Below are 18,845 nucleotides of genomic sequence, written 5' to 3' on the forward strand. Positions count from 1 at the left end.
CATAATTTGCGTAAAGATACGAAAAAAATTTCAATTGCCCGCACGGAGTTTCCGGACGCTGCGGCGGATGCGGCGGATGAGCAGCACGGCGGCCGACGACAACCCCACGGCGAAGCCCAGATAAAGTCCCGTGGGGCCCATGCCGAGCGTGAAGCCGAGCAGGTAGCCCACCGGGAGGTTGAGCAGCCAGTAGGAGACCAGCGCGATGGGCATGATGACCTTCACGTCCTGGATGCCGCGCAGCACGCCCACCGAGACGTTCTGGATGCCGTCCGAGAGCTGATAGAGGGCGGCGAAGACGAGCAGCGAGGAGGTCGTGGCGATGACCTCGGCGTTCGTGGTGAAGAAGGTCGGGATGAGGTGGCGCAGCGAGATGAACACCAGCGCCGCGAGGGCGTTCCATGCCAGCACGAGGTGGTAGGAGGCTTTGGCCGCCAGCGTCAGTTCGCCGACGTTGCGTGCGCCGTAGCAGTGCGAGACGCGGATGGTCGTCGCCGCGCCGATCGACATGACGATCATGAAGGCGCAGTTGCCCAGCGTGATGGCGATCTGGTTGGCGCTCATGGCGATCTTGCCGAACCAGCCCATCATGATTCCCGTGCCGACGAAGGCCGAGGATTCGAGGAACATCTGCATGGCGATCGGCAGGCCCATGTGCACGAGCCGCCGCACGACCTCGGCCGAGAGCACGCGGTGCGAGAATCCGTCGAGGTAGCGGCGGTAGCCCCTGTGGCGGCAGAAGTAGCCGATGATCAGGGCGGCGGCCAGCACGCGCGAGAGCAGCGTGCCCAGTCCGGCGCCCTCGGCGCCCATCTCCGGAAGACCGAAACGTCCGTAGATGAAGACCGAGTTGAAGCCGATGTTCGCCAGGTTGGCCAGGATCGTCACGACCATTTCGACCTTCGTGTTGCCGACGCCCTCGAGAAATTGCTTGAAGGAGAAGAACAGCATCATGAAAGGCATGCTGAAGACGAGCATCCGGTAGTAGGGAATGGCCATTTCGACCACCTCGACGGGTTGTTTGAGGTGGTACATCAGCGGGATGACGGCATACTGCACGCCGGCCATGATCAGTCCCAGCAGCGTGTAGAAGAGGATGCCGTTCTGGAGCAGGGCGGCCGAGCGGATCCGGTCCTTCTGGGCGTAAAGCTCCCCCACGAGGGGCGTGAGGCCCAGCGCCATGCCGATGGCGGCGACGAAGAGGATGAAGAACACGGCGCCGCCGAACGACACGGCGGCCAGCGGCGTGGGGTCGTCGCCTCCGTAGCGGCCGACCATGAGGTTGTCGGCCACCTGCGTGAGAATCTGTCCCACCTGCGTCAGCACGATCGGCAGCGCCAGCCGCAGGTTTTGCCGGTACTGCTCCCTGTATAGCGAAAATCTGTACATAATATGTTTCGGTTGCGATTCGGTTCGGGGCGGCAAAGGTACGAATTTTGGCCCGAATAACCTCATGCGGAGCCGAAAGGGGCGGAGAAAAATGCTTTCGGGACACCTTCCGGACGCAAAAGAGCAGACAGCCCGTCGGGACTGTCTGCTCGGAACGGGGCCGGCTGCCGCCGTGCGCTCCGTCAGGCGACGCGCAGCCTCACGCCGCGGGCCTTGTCCGACTCGACGACCACCGTGTCGCCCATGCGGAGCTTGCCGTCGAGGATGAGCGACGAGAGCGGCTCCTCGACGTTGTCCGTCAGCGTCCGTTTGAGCGACCGCACGCCGTAGCGCGGTTCGTAGCCCATCGCCGCCAGGCGTCGCTTGGCGCCGTCGGTGATCTTGACCTTGTAACCCAGCCGGCAGGTGCGGGCGAAAAGCCCTTCGAGCTCCAGCTCGACGATCCGTTCCACGTCGCCCTCGTCGAGCGTGCGGAAGACGACGATCTCGTCGATGCGGTTGAGGAACTCCGGCGCGAAGACGCTTTCCAGCGCCTTGCGGTACTCGCCCTGCGGCGCGGCGGCGGTGCAGGAGCTTTTCGAGGGGGTGCTGTAACCCACCTGCGCGGATCGCCGCACGGCGGCGCGCGAGCCGACGTTGGAGGTCATGATGAGGATCGTGTTGCGGAAATCGACCCTCCGGCCCGCGCCGTCGGTGAGGTGTCCCTCGTCGAAAATTTGCAGCATCGTGTTGAAGACCTCGGGATGCGCCTTCTCGATCTCGTCGAAGAGCACCACCGAGTAGGGCCGGCGCCGCACGGCCTCCGTGAGCTGGCCGCCCTCGCCGTATCCGACATACCCCGGCGGCGATCCGATCAGGCGCGAGACGTTGTGTTTCTCGCCGTATTCGGACATGTCGATCCGGATCAGGCCGCGCTGCTCGTCGAAGAGCCACTTCGAAACCTCCTTGGCCAGCAGCGTCTTGCCCACGCCCGTCGGGCCGACGAAGAGGAAGACGCCGATCGGGCGGTTCTCGTCCTTGAGCCCGGTGCGCGAGCGGCGGATCGTGCGTGCGATCTTCTCCACGGCCTCCTGCTGGCCCACCACGCGCCGTGCGAGGTAGTCGCCGAGGTTCCGCAGGCGGTTGGCCTCCCCGTCCGAGATGCGTTCGGCCGGAATGCCCGTCATGTCGGTCAGCACCTGCCGGATGTCCTCCTCGGTGATCTGCACGGGGTTGTGTTCGAGCGTGTGCCGCCATTCGGCGCGGCGCTCGTCCAGCTTGGAACGGAGCGCGAGCTCGCGCATCCGCGCCGCGGCGGCCTTTTCGTAAACCAGCGTTTCGACCGCTTCGCGCCGTTCGCGGCGGACCTCGTCGAGTTCGGCCTCCATCGAGCGGAGCGAATCCGGCTCCCGGGCCGAGCGCAGGTGCGCGCGCGATCCGGCCTCGTCCAGCACGTCGATCGCCTTGTCGGGAAAGTAGCGGTCGGCGACGTAGCGTCCGGTGAGCGTCACGCAGGCGCGCAGGGCCTCGTCGGAGTAGCGCACCTTGTGGTGCCGTTCGTAGCCGGGAGCGATGTTGCGCAGAATCTGGAGCGTCACCTCGGGCGTCGTCGGCTCGACGAGCACCTTCTGGAAGCGGCGTTCGAGCGCGGCGTCGGTCTCGATGTTCTCGCGGTATTCGTCGAGCGTCGTGGCGCCGATGGTCTGCAACTCGCCCCGGGCGAGGGCCGGCTTGAGGATGTTGGCCGTGTCGAGGCTCCCCTGCGTGGAGCCTGCGCCCACGATGGTATGGATCTCGTCGATGAACACGATCGTGTCCTGCGCCCGGCGCAGCCCGTCGAGCAGTTGCTGCATCCGCTCCTCGAACTCGCCGCGGAACTTTGTGCCCGCCACGAGCGACGAGACGTCGAGCGAGAAGAGCGTCTTTCCGGCGATGGTGTAGGGCACTTCGCCCCGCGCGATGCGCAGCGCCAGCCCCTCGACGATGGCGCTCTTGCCCACGCCCGCCTCGCCGATCAGGATGGGGTTGTTCTTCTTGCGGCGCGAGAGAATCTGCACCACGCGCTCGATCTCCCGGTCGCGTCCGATGACCGGGTCGATGCGCCCTTCGCGGGCCAGCCGCGTGAGGTTCACGCCGAACTTGTCGAGCGGATGCGCGGCGGAGCGCTGTTCGGCGGGGCGGTTCTCCTCGTTGAAGTCGAGGCGGTGCACCTCGATCTCCGTGCGGAAGTCGCCGCCTGCGGCGAATTTGCGCAGCTCCTCGGCGATCGTCTCCGGCGTGATGCCGTACATTTCCAGTACGCGCGCGGTGGCCGTCGTGCGGTCGCCGGCGATGGACAGCAGGGCGTGACCCGTCGTGACGCTCCGCGGAGCGTCCGACGTGGCGAGCAGTTCGGCGGAGAAGTTGCGGTAGAACTCCTCGGACGAGCGGTCGTCCGCCTTCGCCTTGGCGGAGGCGACTTCGCGCTCGATGCGCAGACGTATCTGGTAAAGCTCCCAGTCGCGGAGCCGTGCTGACAAAAGCTGAAAGGCGAGCGAGCCCTCCTCGCGGAGCAGCTCCAGCGCGAGAAAATCCTTGAGCGAGTGGGTGATGCCCGCCTTCGTCGTGTTGAATGCCGAACGGGCGATAAGCCCCTCGAGCGTTTTCGAAATTTTCAGTTGCATCGTTGCGTCGTCTTTTTGGTTTCGACAGACTAACGCGGGGGCTTATGTGAATATTATATGGACGTATTTGTTTGGTGCGTGGCCTTTGCGGATTGTCCCGTAGCCGGGCTGAAGCCGGATTCTCTCCGGATCGTGCATGTCCTTATGTGCGATTAAATTGCTTATATACAGTGTTATATAATGCGTGTCGGGATGTTGTCGGGCGGATATGTGTAGCGCATGACCGTTTGGCGCCGCATCCGGAGACGGTATGCGGAATGCGTTCCGGCGCATTGCGACGGCCGCTTCGGCGTATTTTCCCGGCTTTTTGCGGAAAAGGATTTTCCCTCCCGGGGCGGGACTTCCTACCGCCGGGACCACTCGCCGACCTCCATGTCGCGCATCTGCGCGCCGTCGATCGTAAGGCGCACGGCCGTGCGGACCTTGTGGAAGCCGTATTCGCCCGCTGCGCCGGGGTTGATGTGCAGCAGGTCGTAGATCGGATCGTACATGACCTTGAGTATATGGGAGTGCCCCGAGACGAAGAGTTTGGGGTGCACGCTGCGGATTCGGGCCAGCGCCCGCGGGTCGTAGCGGCGGGGGTAGCCGCCGATGTGGGTCATCAGCACCCGCACGCCTTCGCAGTCGAAGACGTTGAAGTCGGAGTAGATGCGGCGCGTGAGCGCGTCGTCGATGTTTCCGGCCACGGCCCGCAGGGGCTTGAAGGCTGCGATGCGGTCCGAGATCTCGAGCGAACCGATGTCGCCCGCGTGCCAGATTTCGTCCACGTCGCGGAGGAACTCCCGCAGCGTGTCGTCGAACGTGCCGTGCGTGTCGGAGATGATCCCTATGCGTTTCATTTGTATTTCTCTTTCCACAACTGCGCCATCCGTTCGGCGATCTTCGCTTCGGCGGCGTTTCCGGTGTTGGGTTCGTAGAACTTCGTGCCCGCGAGGCTTTCGGGCAGAAACTCCTGTTCGGCGAAGTTGCCCGCGTAGTCGTGGGCGTATTTGTAGCCCTTGCCGTAGCCGGCCTTGTCCATCAGCTTGGTCGGGGCGTTGCGCAGGTGCAGCGGCACGGGACGGTTGGTCGTGTCGTGCTCCACGAGCGCGAGGGCCTTGTTGATGGCCGCGTAGGCCGAGTTGCTCTTGGGGCTGGTGGCCAGGTAGATGGTCGTCTCGGCCAGCGTGATGCGCGCCTCGGGCATGCCGATCTTGTGCACCGTGTCGAAGCAGGCGTTGGCCAGCAGCAGGGCGTTGGGATTGGCCAGTCCGATGTCCTCCGAGGCGAGGATCACGAGCCGCCGGGCGATGAAGCGCGGCTCCTCGCCTCCGGCGAGCATCCGCGCGAGGTAGTAGATCGCCGCGTTGGGATCGCTGCCCCGGACCGACTTGATGAAGGCCGAGATGATGTCGTAGTGCTGCTCGCCGTTCTTGTCGTAGAGGGCGATGTTCTGCTGGAGGCAGTCCGTGACATAACGGTCGGTGATCGTGACCTTGCCCTCGGTGGCGCCTGTGACGATGTCGAGGATGTTGAGCAGCTTGCGTGCGTCGCCTCCCGAGAAACGGAACAGCGCGCCCGTCTCCCGGACCTCGATTTCCCGCTCCCGGAGTTCCGCGTCGGCGGTCAGCGCCCGGTCGAGCAGCGTTTGCAGGTCCTTGTCCTCCATCGGGCGGAGAATGTAGACCTGGCAGCGGCTCAGCAGCGGCGAGATCACCTCGAACGACGGGTTCTCGGTCGTCGCGCCGATGAGCGTCACGACACCCTGTTCGACGGCCCCCAGCAGCGAGTCCTGCTGCGACTTGTTGAAGCGGTGTATCTCGTCGATGAACAGGAACGGGGGCCGCTGGTCGAAGAAACGGCTCTTGCGGGCCGACTCGATCACTTCGCGCACCTCCTTCACGCCCGACGTCACGGCCGAGAGGGTGAAGAAGGGACGTTCGAGCTGCGTGGCGACGATCCGCGCGAGGGTGGTCTTGCCCACGCCCGGCGGACCCCAGAGGATGAACGAGGGGACGTTGCCCGTCTCGAAGAACTTGCGGAACACGCCGTTCCGTCCCACGAGGTGTTCCTGACCGATGTATTCGTCGATCGTTCGGGGGCGGAGCCGTTCGGCAAGGGGTGCGGACATGGTGCTTTCGGTTTACGGGAACAAAGATAGCGATTTTTCAAAAAATAATCCTATATTTGCCGGACATACTGACAAACACGGAGAGTGTAAGTCTGTTCCCGAATCGTGAACGTAGGAAATTCATTGCAAGAGAGGAATAGGCAAACATCTTGCCGCGTCGTATCCGTATTTCGCGGGTATAGGCGTGGGAGCTGTCGCTTATTTTATCTTGCAGGGTATCCTACGACCTACGATTCTGAAATAGGCTTCGGCACCACGCTTTCTTTTTTGTTTTTTGCTGCCGGGGTGCGGGCGGCGGATAAATCGACTGCATTTATGGAAAAGAAGGAAGGGAGTTATCCCTATGATCGTGGAGGACAGACTGTTATCGTCAACCAATCGGAGGGAAAACGGTCCAATGGACTGGGAACCGCCGGTTTCGTGCTGGCTTTACTCGGATTGATTTTCAGTTGGATGCCCGGTTTGGGCTGGGTGTTGTGGCTGTTGGGACTGATTTTCTCGTTCGTGGGCATTTTCCGGGTTCCGCGCGGTTTGGCGATCGCCGGATTGGTAATGTCGTGTATCGCGCTGATTATTTTAATCGTTGTGGCAGGAGCGATAGGCTCGCTCATCGCCGCCATGTAGGTCTCGAGAACCGAGCCGTTTTTATGTATGCACCCCTGCCGCAGCGGCGGCAGGGGTGTATGCACAATCGGTCGGTGGACCTGTGTCGGACGACTTCGGCTCTATGCCTCCGGATTCCTCAATTCCAGACAGAGCTCGTCGAGCTGCGCCTGCGCGACGGCCGAGGGAGCGTCGAGCATCACGTCGCGGCCGGCGTTGTTCTTCGGGAAGGCGATGTAGTCGCGTATCGAGTCCGAACCGCCGAAGAGCGAGCAGAGCCGGTCGAAGCCGAAGGCCAGGCCGCCGTGAGGGGGCGCGCCGTATCTGAAGGCGTTCATCAGGAAGCCGAACTGCTCCTCGGCCGCCTCGGGCGTGAAGCCCAGGCACTCGAAGATCTGCGCCTGCAACTGCTGGTCGTGGATACGGATCGAACCGCCGCCCAGCTCCGTGCCGTTGCATACGAAGTCGTAGGCGTTGGCGCGCACGCGTCCCGGGTCGCTCCGGAGGTACTGCACGTCTTCGGGCTTGGGCGAGGTGAAGGGGTGGTGCATGGCGTAGAAGCGCTGCGTCTCGTCGTCCCACTCGAACATGGGGAAGTCCACGACCCACAGCGGGGCGAACTTCTTCGGGTCGCGCAGTCCGAGCCGCTGGGCCACCTCGAGGCGCAGGGCGCAGAGCTGCGTCAGCGCCCTGAACTTCCGGCCGCAGAGGATGAAGACCATGTCGCCGGCCTTCGCGCCGCAGCGATCGGCCAGCGCGCGCACCTCGTCGGGCGTGTAGAACTTGTCCGCCGACGACTTCACGGCGTCGGCCTCGACGCGGATCCAGACCAGCCCCTTGGCGCCCACCTGCGGCCGCTTGACGAACTCGGTGAGGGCGTCGATCTGCTTGCGCGTGTAGGAGGCGCAGCCCGGGGCGGCGAATCCGACGACGTATTCCGCCTCGTCGAAGACGGGGAACCCGTGCCCTTTCGCGGCCTCCGTCAGGTCGGCGAACTCCATGCCGAAGCGCAGGTCGGGCTTGTCCGAACCGTACTTCTCCATCGCCTCGATCCACGGCATGCGGCGCAGCGGCTCGGCGAACTCGACGCCCAGCACCTCGCGGAACATGTGCTTGGCCCAGCGCTCGAAGATTTCGAGCACGTCCTCCTGCTCGACGAACGACATCTCGCAGTCGATCTGCGTGAACTCGGGCTGGCGGTCGGCGCGCAGGTCCTCGTCGCGGAAGCAGCGCACGATCTGGAAATAACGGTCGTAGCCGGCCACCATGAGCAGTTGCTTGAGCGTCTGCGGCGACTGCGGCAGGGCGTAGAACTGGTTGGGGTTCATGCGGCTCGGTACGACGAAGTCGCGCGCCCCTTCGGGCGTGGATTTGATCAGATAGGGGGTTTCGATCTCGAGGAATCCCTCGCTGTCGAGGAAGCGGCGGATCTCCTGCGCCATCTTGTGCCGCAGGATCATGTTGCGCTGCAGGGGCGGGCGGCGCAGGTCGAGGTAGCGGTATTTCATGCGCAGGTCGTCGCCGCCGTCCGACTGCTCTTCGATGGTGAAGGGCGGGGTCTGCGCCTCGTTGAGCACCTCGATCCGCTCGGCGACCACTTCGATGTCGCCCGTGGGCATCTTGGGGTTCTTCGCCTCGCGCTCGACGACGCGTCCCGTGACGCGGAGCACCCATTCGCGGCCCACGCGCGAAGCCGCTTCGCGCACCTCCGCCGCCGAATGCTCCTCGACCGTGATCTGCGTCAGCCCGTAGCGGTCGCGCAGGTCGATGAAGGTCATGGCGCCGAGGTTTCGCACTTTCTGCACCCACCCGGCCAGGGTCACGGTCTCGTTCACGTTGCAGGCTCTCAGGCAGCCGCACGTATGGGTTCTGTACATGGTATCGTATTTTGTATTTTTGTTCCGATTCGTTACCTTTGTCTTCGCAACCCGCAAAGTTAGCAATTTTAACGGGAATAACGCGCCGGAAAACCAAAAAATGAGGATATGACGAACGGAACGGAGGAGGAGCAGCGGTCGATGGACGAAAAATTCATGCGGCTGGCGCTGAACGAGGCCCGCAAGGCGCTGGCGGAGGAGGAGGTCCCGATCGGGGCGGTGGTCGTCTCGCACGGGGCGGTCGTGGGGCGGGGGCACAACCTCGTCGAGACGCTTTCGGACCCCACGGCGCACGCCGAAATGCAGGCCCTGACGGCCGCTGCGGCGACCGTCGGGGGCAAGTACCTGCCCGAGTGCACGCTCTACGTGACGGTCGAGCCGTGCGTCATGTGCGCCGGGGCGATCGCGTGGGCGCAGACGGGGCGCGTGGTGTGGGGCGCCGACGATCCGAAGAGGGGCTACCGCCGTTATTCGGAATCGGTCCTCCATCCCAGGACCTCCGTGACGCGGGGGATTCTCGCCGCGGAGTGCGAAGAGCTGATGACTTCGTTTTTCGCCCTTTTGCGCGGGTAGTATTTGAAGAGAAAGAAAAATTTTATACTTTTGCGAACGACGCGTCCGACCAGGCAGGGCGTGTGGAGCGAGAAAAGAACTGAAAAACTTTAAAGAAAAACACACGACATGAAAAAGTTATTTGTATCGGCAATCGCGCTGTTTGCCGCCGCGTCGCTCTCGGCGCAGGACGTCACGGCGCTTTACAACGAAGCGGCCGCCGCTTACGGCGCCAAGGATTTCGCGGGAGCGGCCGCCAAGTTCGAACAGGTGATCGACCAGGGGCTCGACAATCCCGACGCCGCTTCGATGGTCGCCACGGCCAAGACGACGCTTCCGAAGTGCTACTTCATGCTGGGCGGCGGTTCGCTGAAGACGAAGAACTACGCCGAGGCGCTGAAGAACTTCGAGAAGTCGGCCGAGCTGGCCGAGCTTTACGGCGACATGACCCAGATGGGCAAGTCGAACGGCTGGGTGGCCAAGATTTACCAGATACAGGGCGGCGACGCCTTCAACAGCAAGGACTATGCGACGGCCGCCGGCATCTTCGAGAAGGGCTACAAGGCCGATCCCGACAATACGGGCATGGCTTTGAACCTGGCGATGAGCTACTGCGAGATGTTCATGGCCAGCGGCGACATGGCCCAGTACGAGAAGGGCATGGACGTCTATGAGGCCGTAGCGGCCAAGACGCATCCCAAGTATGCGGAGGATGCCGCCAAGGCCCGGGAGATGATTACGCTCTATACCAACAACATGGTAGCCAAGCTGCAGGCCGCGGGCGACAACGACGGCATCATCGCCGCTGCGGACAAGATGCTGGAGAAGAATCCCGAGAGCGCGCTGGCGCAGAATATCCGTCTGCAGGCCTATGCCGGCAAGAAGGATTACGCCAAGGTGATCGAGCTGGGCGAGGCCGCTGCCGCCGCGCAGACCGAGGCCGCCGACAAGAGCCTGATGTACTACCTGCTGGGCGCCGCCTACAACGCCAAGGAGATGAAGGACCAGGCCGTCGCCGCCTTCCGGAAGGTGACCGACGGCCCGGCCGCCGAGAATGCCAAGGCCGCGCTGACCGAGCTGACGAAGTAAGGGGTCCGGAACCCCGGAGGAGACCGGTCGGCCGCAGGGCCGTTCGGAGATATATGAGAAAGCGGACTTTCCCGAAGGGGGAAAGTCCGCTTTCCGTTTGACGGAGGCCGGGCGGGAGCGGCGGAAGCCCTGGACCGTTCCGCTCTGGCCGTTGTGGAATCATTTCCGGCGGATGTTTCGCTGGATGCGTCGCAGACCGCTGCGGGTGAGGGGCGTGCGGCCGAAAAGCTCCCCGAAGCGCGCTTCGTCCAGCGCGAGCCACGCCGCCTCGTCCATGGCGAGCGGATCGAAGAGGGGATCGAACGCCGGGTCGCGGTGGAGCGGTGCGCGGAGGTTGTGGGGACAGCAGCTCTGGCAGGCGTCGCAGCCGAATATCCAGCCGTGGAGATCCACCTCCGTGCCGGGTTCCTTTTCGATGGTGTGGCAGGCGATGCAGCGCCCCGTGTCGAGCATCCGAGAGCGGACGAGAGCCCCCGTGGGGCAGCTCTCGAGACAGCGGCGGCAACGGCCGCAGCCCTCCCCCTCGAACGGGGCGTCGTAGGCGTCGGCTTCGTCCGTCAGGATCAGCTCTCCCAGCAGTACGAACGATCCGTATTGCGGCGTGACGAGCAGCGACTGCCGTCCGATCCACCCCAGCCCGGCCTCCACGGCCAGTTGTTTCTCGCAGAGCGGAGCCGTATCGACGAAGGCGCGCCCTTCGAGTGCGGGGTGGGCGGCCTTCAGCGCGGCGAGCATCCGGCGGAGGCGGTCGCGGATCGTCGCGTGGTAATCCGCCGCGCAGGCATAGGAGGCGATGCGGGTGCGGCAGCCGGGCGGGTAGCCTTCGCTCGCGCGGTTCTTGTAGGCCACGGCGCAGACCACCGCCGTCCGGGCCCGCTCGACCAGCCGCCGCGGGTCGAACCGCTTGTCGGCGTTGCGTTCCAGATAGTCCAGCGACGACTGATAGCCCGCCGCCAGCCATTCGCGGAAACGGGCTTCGTTCTCGGCCAGATGGCGGCACGGCGCGATGCCGCAGAGGTCGAACCCCTCCCCGGCGGCGAGCCGTTTGATGTTCCGATGGTCGAGCATTTTGATATTTTAGCCCAAAAATAGGGATTTTCAGGCGAAAATTAGTAATTTCGCCGCAAATTCCGCGTTATTCATACGACGTTAATTCGAAATTTGACATGACGATCAATACACTGTACGGACTGGTCCGTCAGAGCACGGAGCGGTTCGCGTCGCGGATCGCCTTTTCCATGTACGAGGGCGAGGAGCTGACCTACGCCGAAGTGGGCCGCCGTATCGCCCGGGTGCAGGAGACGCTTACCGGAGCGGGGCTCGGTCCCGGCGACAAGGTGGCCCTGCTGAGCAGCAACATGCCCAACTGGGGCGTATGCTACCTGGCCGTGACATCCGCGGGGATGGTCGCCGTGCCCATTCTGCCCGATTTCTCGGGCGAGGAGCTGGACATGATCATTGAGCACTCGGAGGCCCGGGCGCTGCTGGTCTCCGACCGTCTGTTCACCCGCCTTTCGAAACGGACCATCGAGCGGCTGAACGTCGTGGTGCGCACGAAAAACCTCGGCGTCATCTCGCAGCGCGTGCGCGGCGAGGGGACGACGGCCGTGCCCGCGCCGGACGATCTGGCCGTCATCATCTACACCTCGGGCACGACCTCGAAGCCCAAGGGGGTGATGCTCACCCACCGGGCGCTCTGCGCGCAGGTGGACATGTCGTCCGCGATCTTCCCCATCGGCGGCGAGGACACGTTTCTCTCGGTGCTGCCGCTGTCGCATACCTACGAATGCTCGATCGGCATGATCTACCCCTTCTCGATGGGCGCGCGGGTGGTCTATCTGGACCGTCCGCCCACGGCCTCGGCGCTGATGCCGGCCCTGCGGTCGGTACGGCCCACGGTCATGCTCATCGTGCCGCTCATCATCGAAAAGATCTACCGCCACCAGGTGCTGGCCAAATTCAATTCCAACGGCTTCTGGCGCACACTCTACCGCGTGGGGTTCATGCGCCGCTACCTGCACCGCGTGGCGGGCAAGAAGCTGATGAAGCTCTTCGGGCGCCGGCTGCGTTTCCTCGGAATCGGCGGCGCGAAGCTCGACCGGGGGGCCGAGCAGTTCCTTCTGGAGGCCCGCGTGCCCTATGCCATCGGTTACGGACTGACCGAGACCGCGCCGCTGCTGGCCGGGGCCGCGCCGGCGCAGGTGCGCCTCGGATCGACCGGACCGCAGGCGCCGGGCGTCGAGCTGCGGCTCGAGAACGTCGATGCCCGGACGCGCCAGGGCGAGATCGTGGCGCTCACGCCGAGCGTCATGCTGGGCTATTACAAGAATCCCGAAGCCACGGCCGAAGCGTTCACTCCCGACGGCTGGTTCCGCACGGGCGACCTGGGCGAGTTCGACAAGGACGGGTGGCTCTATATCAAAGGCCGCCTGAAGAACATGATCGTCGGCCCGGGCGGAGAGAACATCTATCCCGAGGACATCGAGAGCGTGCTCAACTCGCACGTCTGCATCGCCGATTCGATCGTCACCGAGCACGAGGGGCGTCTGGTGGCGCTGGTGCATTTCAACCGCGAGGAGATCGAGGCGATGCTCGACGACTGGCGCGAGGAGTGGGCGACGCAGAAGGAGGCGTGGGAGGCCAAGACCGAACAGCTCAAGAAGGAGATCATGGATTTCGTGAATGCCAAGGTGAGCCGCTTCTCGCGCATCTCGGAGGTCGTCGAGGAGAAGGAGGAGTTCGTCAAGACCCCGACGCACAAGATCAAGCGCTTCCTCTACAATAAGCGCGGCAAGGCCTCCGGCGGGGAGGAAGATCCGCAGGGCGGTCCCTCCGGTTCCGGAGCGCGGTAGTCGTGCGCGTGTCCCGTGCCCGCGAGGGCGGTGACGACAGACAGGACGGTCCCGGATTCCCGGGACCGTCCTGTTTTCGGCCCGGTCCGGAGTCCGGAGCATGCGGCGGAACATCCGGCGTTCGGCGCCCGCCGGCATGCGCCGGCATGCGCCGGCGTCCGGACCGTCCTTCCGGCGGCAGGCGGTGCGGAAAGGCCGTAATGAAAAAAGGTTGCAGTTTTGGCTGCAACCTTTTTCCGGCTTGGCCGGCTTGGCCCTGTCCGCCGGGCGTTTCGCCCCGGCGGTCACTCCCCGGCGGGCGCTATCTGCACCGTGTCGCCGTGGGGCTTGTCGCCTGCGTCGAGCAGGTTCTCCTCCGAGACACCCAGCGAACGGTAGTAGTCGTTCAGCTCGGCCACCACGTCGCGGCGTCCGGCGTAGCTGGCCAGGTAGTAAACGTCGCCCAACTGGTCGAGCTTCTCGTCGAGCGCACCCGAGATCATGTCGCCCTGCGCTCCCTCGAATTGCAGGTAGTACTCGATGTACTCGATGAGCGTCCGGGCGTATTCGCGCAGCAGGGCGTCGCCCTTCCCGGCGGCATCCGGCGCACCGAGCGCCGAAGCGGCGTAGTAGGCCTCGAGGAACGGGTAGGTGTTGGCGTCCGTGAAGCGGATCTGCGAGGTCGGGAGCCGTTCGAGCCCCAGGTCGAGCAGCTCGACGCCCTCCTCCACGCGGTTCTGCCGCAACAGCTCCTTGGCCACGCGGGCGAAGGCTTCCCGGGCGTGCGAGGCCGAGAGGTTGTACTGGATGAAGTAGTCGCAGTAGATGTCCGGGTCCGAGAGGTTGCCGTAGCGGAACTTGTCGCGCAGCAGCGGCGCGGCGTAGTCGGGGTCGATGCGGCCGATTTCGTAGGCGTTCCGTACCGGGGTGAGGATCGGCACGAAACGGTAGGCGTAGCCGTCGAACTGGAGGTAGTCCATCAGTCCGAAGTTCTGCAGGATATAGACCTGCGTGAGGTAGATCGGGCGTTTCCAGTCGAAATTGGCCAGCATGTCGAGCAGCATCAGCTCGTTCTTGGCCAGCGCGTTCTTTTTGAGGTTGATGTAAACCGTGTCCACCATCTGGTCGCGGTCCTTCTCGGCCACGATGCCCGAGGCGATGGCGTTCTCCTTGTTCACCGGCAGCGCGATGCGCTTGCAGGGAATGTAATCGGTCGGCGTGCCGTCGGAGAGCGCGGTCTTGCTCCGCGGATCCTCGCTGCGCACGAAGTCGATCACCTCGCGGATGTCCACCGGATGGTCAACGATGTCATATACCGGGATGTAGTCGTTCGTATGGGTGTATTTGCTCTTGGGCAGCGAGAAGGGCACGCCCGGAGCGTCGTTGGCGCGGGTCTTCATCTCGTCGATGTACCATTCGCCGCCCAGATAGGAGGTGTTCATGATCCGCACGTCGGGACGCACGCCATAGACCTCCTGATTGTTCCAGAGCGGGAAGGTGTCGTTGTCGCCGTAGTTGATGATGATGGAGTTGGGCAGCGTGGACTGGAGGTAGTTCCAGCCGATGTCGCGCGCCATGTAGCGGCCCGAACGGTCGTGGTCGTCCCAGTTCTGGGCCGCCAGAATCGCGGGAACGGCCATGCAGACGGCCGTTGCGGCGACGGCCGCCGCCGTGTCGCGCCCGGTCAGCCGTGCGAAGAGTTCGCGCAGGGCCAGCACGCCGAAGCCGATCCAGATCGAGAAGGCGTAGAACGAGCCGGCATAGACGTAGTCGCGTTCGCGGGGTTCGCCCGGCGAGGTGTTGAAGTAGAAGACCAGCGCGATACCCGTCATGATGAATAGCCACATGACGATCGAGAAGTTGCGCGGGTCGCGGTTGAGCTGGTAGAGCAGCCCGACGAGTCCCAGCAGGAACGGCAGGAAGTAGTAGGTGTTGCGGCCCTTGTTGCCGGCCACCTCGCGCGGCAGGTTCTCCTGCGGTCCGAGGTACTTCTCGTCGATCCATTTGATGCCCGAGAGCCAGTTGCCGTCGGTGATCGTCGTGCGCGTGGGCTGTATGTCGCTCTGGCGCCCCACGAAGTTCCAGAGGAAGTAGCGCCAGTACATGTACGAGAGCTGGTAGTTGAAGAAGTAGTGGAGGTTCTCCCCGAAGGTGGGTTCGGTCACGGCGCGCGTGTCGCCGTAGGAGTCCGTATAGGTGCGCCTGCGGCCGAAGTCGAGCACCTCCTGCCGCACGGGGCGCCCCTGCTCGTCGCGGACCGCCTCGCCGTTTTCGTCGCGTGCGATCTCGGTGCGGGTGCGGTAGGCGCCCCACTGTTTGTACTCCCGTTCGTCCTTGTTGGCGTCCCACATGCGGGGGAAGAGGTGCATGAATTCCGGGGCGTGGGTGTAGTGCGAGGGAATGCGCGCCGTCTTGTAGCGCCCGTCCTCGTCGAGGTAGGTGACCTCCTTCTCCACGAGCGCCTCGGGAGGCGCCGAGAAGTAGGGGCCGTAGAGCAGCGGGCGGCTGCCGTACTGGTCGCGGTTGAGCACCGCCAGCAGCGCGTGCGGATTGTTCGGGTTGTTGGAGTTCATCGGCGGGTTGGCCGCGGCGCGGATGGTCATCGAGGCGTAGGAGGAGAAGCCCACGAGGATCATCGTCGTCGAGAGCAGCAGGATGTTCAGGACGACGCGCCCCCGGCGGTGGGCCTTCCACGAGGCCCAGCCCAGTCCGAGGATGAGCGCCAGCGCGAAGACCACCATGCCCGAATTGACCGGAAGCCCCAGCGTATTGACCGCCAGCGTGTCGATCTGCGCGCCGATCCAGACCGTGTAGGGGATGATGATGTTGTTGATGAACACGAGCACGGCCCCGGCCGCGAGCGTCGTCCACGCGGCGCCGCGCCACGTCACGCGGTCGGTCGTGCGGAAGTAGTAGATGAACGCCAGCGTGGGGATGGTCAGCAGGTTGAGGATGTGCACGCCGATCGAGAGGCCCATCAGGTAGGCGATCAGCACGATCCAGCGCGAGGCGTGGGGCTGGTCGGCCTGCTCCTCCCATTTGAGCATGAGCCAGACCACGAGGGCCGTGAACATGGACGAGAGGGCATAGACCTCGCCCTCGATGGCCGAGAACCAGAAAGTGTCGGTGAAGGTGTAGGCCAGCGCACCGACGGCTCCGGCGCCCAGCGCGGCCCATGTCTGTGCGGACGAGGGGTCGCCGCCGCGGGTCATCATGCGCCGCGCCAGGTGGGTGATCGTCCAGAAGAGGAAGAGGATGCAGAAGGCGCTGGCCAGGGAGTTCATCGTATTGACGGCGATGCCCACGTAGTCGGGGTTGCCGAAGGCGAAGAGCGTGGCCAGACGCGCCAGCATCATGAACAGCGGCGCTCCGGGCGGGTGGCCCACTTCGAGTTTGTAGGAGGTGGCGATGAACTCCGAGCAGTCCCAGAGACTCGAAACGGGTTCCATCGTCAGAAGGTAAACCATCGCGGCGATGGCGAAGACGGCCCATCCGACGATGTTGTTCCAGCGTTTGAAAAATGTCATATACGGTATATGATACGGGTTTATCTCGGCAAATATAGCTATTTAACGCCGGACTTCCAATTCTTATTACGCGGTGCGTGCGGAAAACTCCGCCGCAGGGGATTTTTTCGGCGGGAAATGGCCGATATGTGGCGAAAAAGTCGTAACTTTACCCGTTCGAAACGATTTTTTTCAAAAAGCGCTATGGATTCCAAACTCGTACTTTACAATACGCTCACCCGCCGCAAGGAGACCTTCGAGCCGCTCGTGGCCGGGCGCGTCGGCATGTATGTCTGCGGACCGACCGTTTACGGCGATCCCCACCTGGGGCATGCCCGGCCGGCGGTGACGTTCGACCTCCTGTTCCGCTACCTGAAGGCTTCGGGCTACAAGGTGCGCTACGTGCGCAACGTGACGGACGTGGGCCATCTGGAGCACGACGCCGACGAGGGCGAGGACAAGATCGCCAAGAAGGCACGGCTCGAGCAGCTCGAACCGATGGAGGTGGCGCACTACTACACGGAGCGCTACCACAGGGCGATGGATGCGCTCAACGTCGAGACGCCCTCGATCGAGCCCTACGCCTCGGGCCATATCATCGAGCAGATCGAGCTGATCCGGCGCATTCTCGACGACGGGTTCGCCTACGTCTCGAACGGGTCGGTCTATTTCGACGTCGAGAAGTACAACGGGAAATACCGCTACGGCCGCCTCTCGGGCCGCAATCTGGAGGATATCGTGGCCAACACGCGCGAACTGGACGGGCAGTCGGACAAGCGCCACTCCTACGACTTCGCGCTGTGGAAGAAGGCCTCGCCCGAACACATCATGCGCTGGCCCTCGCCGTGGAGCGAAGGATTCCCCGGCTGGCACATGGAGTGCTCGGCCATGTCGATGCGCTACCTGGGCGAGCGGTTCGACATTCACGGCGGCGGCATGGATCTGATGTTCCCGCACCACGAGTGCGAGATCGCGCAGTCCACGGCGGCGCTCGGGCACGATTCGGCACGTTATTGGGTGCACAACAACATGATTACGATCAACGGGCAGAAGATGGGCAAGTCGCTGGGCAACTTCATCACCCTCGGGGAACTGTTCGCGGGGACGCACGAGCTGCTCGCGCAGGCCTATTCGCCCATGACGATTCGCTTCTTCGTCCTGCAGGCCCACTACCGCTCGACGCTCGACTTCTCGAATGAGGCCTTGCAGGCCGCCGAGAAGGGGCTGGACCGCCTGATGAAGGGCATCGAGGCGCTGGAGAAGCTCCGCCCTGCGGCCGCTTCGACGGTGAATCCCGCGGAGCTGGAGGAGCGGTGCCGCGCGGCGATGGACGACGACCTGAACTCGCCGATGGTCATTTCGGCGCTCTTCGACTGGGTGCGGACGATCAACCAGATCGCCGACGGGCGGGAGACGATCTCGGAGGCCGACCTCGACGCGCTGAAGCGCACCGTGCACCGCTATGCGTTCGACATTCTGGGCCTGCGCGACGAGAAGGCCGCCGGTGCGGCCGCCGGGCGCGACTACGTGACGCCGCTGGTGGAGATGCTGCTCTCCATGCGGCAGGAGGCGAAGGCCGCGAAGGACTGGGCCGCGTCGGACCGCATCCGCGACGGACTCACGGCGGCCGGAATCCGCGTCAAGGACCGCAAGGACGGTTCGGACTGGGAACTGGAGTAGGAAAGGGGCGGCCGGGGATTTCCGCGGCCGCCGTATGCGAAAGTCGTTCGGAAATGGGAGGATGGATCAAATACCTCGCGGCCGCCGTCGTGGCGGTCGGGGCGTGCGGCTGCACGGCCCCGTTCTACATGCAGTCGCGTCAGGGCACGGCCGTCGGCTCGGGAATGCCGGCGCCGCAGGAAATCGACTCGCTGACGCGCCACCGCATGACCGTCGGCGCGGAGGAGACCTTCTCGCTGCTGCTCGGGGTCCTGCGCGCCGAGGGGTGCTTCGTCGAGACGGCGGACCGGAGCTCGGGGCTGGTCGTGGCGCGGCAGGTGCTGCCCTATGAGGGGGCCGCGGTTCCCGTGGCGGGCGAAATCCGCCGCATGAGCTTCCTCGTCGCCCCGGCGCAGCAGACCAGCGAGGTGTGCCTTACGATCTACGTCTCGCGGCAGTGGTACTCCTCTTCGGCGCAGGCGTTCTGCACCGAGGAGCTGGGGCTGGCGACCGATCCGGAGCTCTACGGGGAGTGGTTCGGCCGGCTCGACCGGGCCGTGCCGCGGTAAGGAGAAAACGAAAGAGGA

13 protein-coding genes are annotated in these 18,845 nt (G+C 64.2%); 6 read left to right on the forward strand and 7 right to left on the reverse strand.

Translation table 11 applies throughout. The features are described 5' to 3' along the window. Positions 1-30: 30 nt before the first annotated feature. From KB554_RS06230 to KB554_RS06245, 4 genes are all read right to left on the reverse strand, one after another. On the reverse strand, positions 31-1,389 hold the full coding sequence (locus KB554_RS06230) for an MATE family efflux transporter (protein ID WP_141427896.1): 1,359 nt from the start codon (positions 1,387-1,389) through the stop codon (positions 31-33). 182 nt (positions 1,390-1,571) lie between these two features. Beyond that, positions 1,572-4,031, reverse strand: coding sequence for an ATP-dependent Clp protease ATP-binding subunit (locus tag KB554_RS06235; RefSeq protein ID WP_211035228.1), 2,460 nt, complete (start codon positions 4,029-4,031; stop codon positions 1,572-1,574). A 344-nt stretch (positions 4,032-4,375) separates the two neighbouring features. Beyond that, complete coding sequence (locus KB554_RS06240) at positions 4,376-4,870, reverse strand: metallophosphoesterase family protein (RefSeq protein ID WP_211035229.1); 495 nt, start codon at positions 4,868-4,870, stop codon at positions 4,376-4,378. Then, positions 4,867-6,141 carry a replication-associated recombination protein A gene (locus tag KB554_RS06245; RefSeq protein ID WP_211035230.1) on the reverse strand — a complete coding sequence of 425 codons (1,275 nt, stop codon included), beginning with the start codon at positions 6,139-6,141 and terminating at the stop codon, positions 4,867-4,869. Before KB554_RS06245 ends, KB554_RS06240 begins: the two co-directional genes overlap by 4 nt. A gap of 315 nt (positions 6,142-6,456) precedes the next feature. On the opposite strand from KB554_RS06245, the gene KB554_RS06250 reads away from it, so the two are divergent. Continuing rightward, on the forward strand, positions 6,457-6,765 hold the full coding sequence (locus KB554_RS06250) for a hypothetical protein (RefSeq protein WP_141427892.1): 309 nt from the start codon (positions 6,457-6,459) through the stop codon (positions 6,763-6,765). Positions 6,766-6,866: 101 nt separating this feature from the next. Here the strand turns inward: KB554_RS06250 and aspS are convergent, their stop codons facing one another. Then, positions 6,867-8,621, reverse strand: coding sequence for an aspartate--tRNA ligase (gene aspS / locus KB554_RS06255; protein ID WP_211035231.1), 1,755 nt, complete (start codon positions 8,619-8,621; stop codon positions 6,867-6,869). 108 nt (positions 8,622-8,729) lie between these two features. Here aspS and KB554_RS06260 point away from each other — a divergent pair, with 108 nt between their 5' ends. After that, a complete protein-coding gene (locus tag KB554_RS06260; RefSeq protein WP_211035232.1) occupies positions 8,730-9,194 on the forward strand; it encodes a nucleoside deaminase in 465 nt (154 codons plus the stop codon). A 108-nt stretch (positions 9,195-9,302) separates the two neighbouring features. Next, positions 9,303-10,262, forward strand: a complete 960-nt coding sequence (locus tag KB554_RS06265; protein WP_211035233.1) for a hypothetical protein — start codon at positions 9,303-9,305, stop codon at positions 10,260-10,262. 159 nt (positions 10,263-10,421) lie between these two features. On the opposite strand, the gene queG is transcribed toward KB554_RS06265, so the two are convergent. Continuing rightward, the gene (gene queG, locus KB554_RS06270; RefSeq protein ID WP_211035234.1) at positions 10,422-11,330 is read right to left on the reverse strand and encodes a tRNA epoxyqueuosine(34) reductase QueG; all 909 of its coding nucleotides are present in this window, start codon (positions 11,328-11,330) and stop codon (positions 10,422-10,424) included. 98 nt (positions 11,331-11,428) lie between these two features. On the opposite strand from queG, the gene KB554_RS06275 reads away from it, so the two are divergent. Further along, positions 11,429-13,114 carry an AMP-binding protein gene (locus KB554_RS06275; RefSeq protein ID WP_211035235.1) on the forward strand — a complete coding sequence of 562 codons (1,686 nt, stop codon included), beginning with the start codon at positions 11,429-11,431 and terminating at the stop codon, positions 13,112-13,114. Between the two features lie 284 nt (positions 13,115-13,398). On the opposite strand, the gene KB554_RS06280 is transcribed toward KB554_RS06275, so the two are convergent. Then, positions 13,399-16,620 (reverse strand): DUF2723 domain-containing protein, encoded by a 3,222-nt coding sequence (locus KB554_RS06280; protein ID WP_211035236.1) that lies wholly within the window; start codon positions 16,618-16,620, stop codon positions 13,399-13,401. 183 nt (positions 16,621-16,803) lie between these two features. On the opposite strand from KB554_RS06280, the gene cysS reads away from it, so the two are divergent. Together cysS and KB554_RS06290 are read left to right on the forward strand one after the other, a co-directional pair. Further along, a complete protein-coding gene (gene cysS, locus KB554_RS06285) occupies positions 16,804-18,279 on the forward strand; it encodes a cysteine--tRNA ligase (protein WP_141427885.1) in 1,476 nt (491 codons plus the stop codon). A 53-nt stretch (positions 18,280-18,332) separates the two neighbouring features. Then, on the forward strand, positions 18,333-18,827 hold the full coding sequence (locus KB554_RS06290; RefSeq protein WP_211035237.1) for a hypothetical protein: 495 nt from the start codon (positions 18,333-18,335) through the stop codon (positions 18,825-18,827). The last annotated feature ends 18 nt before the right edge of the window (positions 18,828-18,845 follow it).

Origin of the sequence: Alistipes sp. Marseille-P2263, assembly GCF_018101075.1 — a bacterium.
Classification (GTDB): Bacteria; Bacteroidota; Bacteroidia; order Bacteroidales; family Rikenellaceae; genus Alistipes; species Alistipes dispar.

Excerpts from the sequence above, each read along its gene's own strand:
- KB554_RS06230 (WP_141427896.1), bottom strand. The coding sequence starts at position 1,389 with ATGTACAGATTTTCGCTATACAGGGAGCAGTACCGGCAAAACCTGCGG.
- KB554_RS06260 (WP_211035232.1), top strand. The coding sequence starts at position 8,730 with ATGACGAACGGAACGGAGGAGGAGCAGCGGTCGATGGACGAAAAATTC.
- queG (WP_211035234.1), bottom strand. The coding sequence starts at position 11,330 with ATGCTCGACCATCGGAACATCAAACGGCTCGCCGCCGGGGAGGGGTTC.
- KB554_RS06250 (WP_141427892.1), top strand. The coding sequence starts at position 6,457 with ATGGAAAAGAAGGAAGGGAGTTATCCCTATGATCGTGGAGGACAGACT.
- KB554_RS06265 (WP_211035233.1), top strand. The coding sequence starts at position 9,303 with ATGAAAAAGTTATTTGTATCGGCAATCGCGCTGTTTGCCGCCGCGTCG.
- KB554_RS06245 (WP_211035230.1), bottom strand. The coding sequence starts at position 6,141 with ATGTCCGCACCCCTTGCCGAACGGCTCCGCCCCCGAACGATCGACGAA.
- KB554_RS06280 (WP_211035236.1), bottom strand. The coding sequence starts at position 16,620 with ATGACATTTTTCAAACGCTGGAACAACATCGTCGGATGGGCCGTCTTC.
- aspS (WP_211035231.1), bottom strand. The coding sequence starts at position 8,621 with ATGTACAGAACCCATACGTGCGGCTGCCTGAGAGCCTGCAACGTGAAC.
- KB554_RS06235 (WP_211035228.1), bottom strand. The coding sequence starts at position 4,031 with ATGCAACTGAAAATTTCGAAAACGCTCGAGGGGCTTATCGCCCGTTCG.
- KB554_RS06275 (WP_211035235.1), top strand. The coding sequence starts at position 11,429 with ATGACGATCAATACACTGTACGGACTGGTCCGTCAGAGCACGGAGCGG.
- KB554_RS06240 (WP_211035229.1), bottom strand. The coding sequence starts at position 4,870 with ATGAAACGCATAGGGATCATCTCCGACACGCACGGCACGTTCGACGAC.
- cysS (WP_141427885.1), top strand. The coding sequence starts at position 16,804 with ATGGATTCCAAACTCGTACTTTACAATACGCTCACCCGCCGCAAGGAG.
- KB554_RS06290 (WP_211035237.1), top strand. The coding sequence starts at position 18,333 with ATGGGAGGATGGATCAAATACCTCGCGGCCGCCGTCGTGGCGGTCGGG.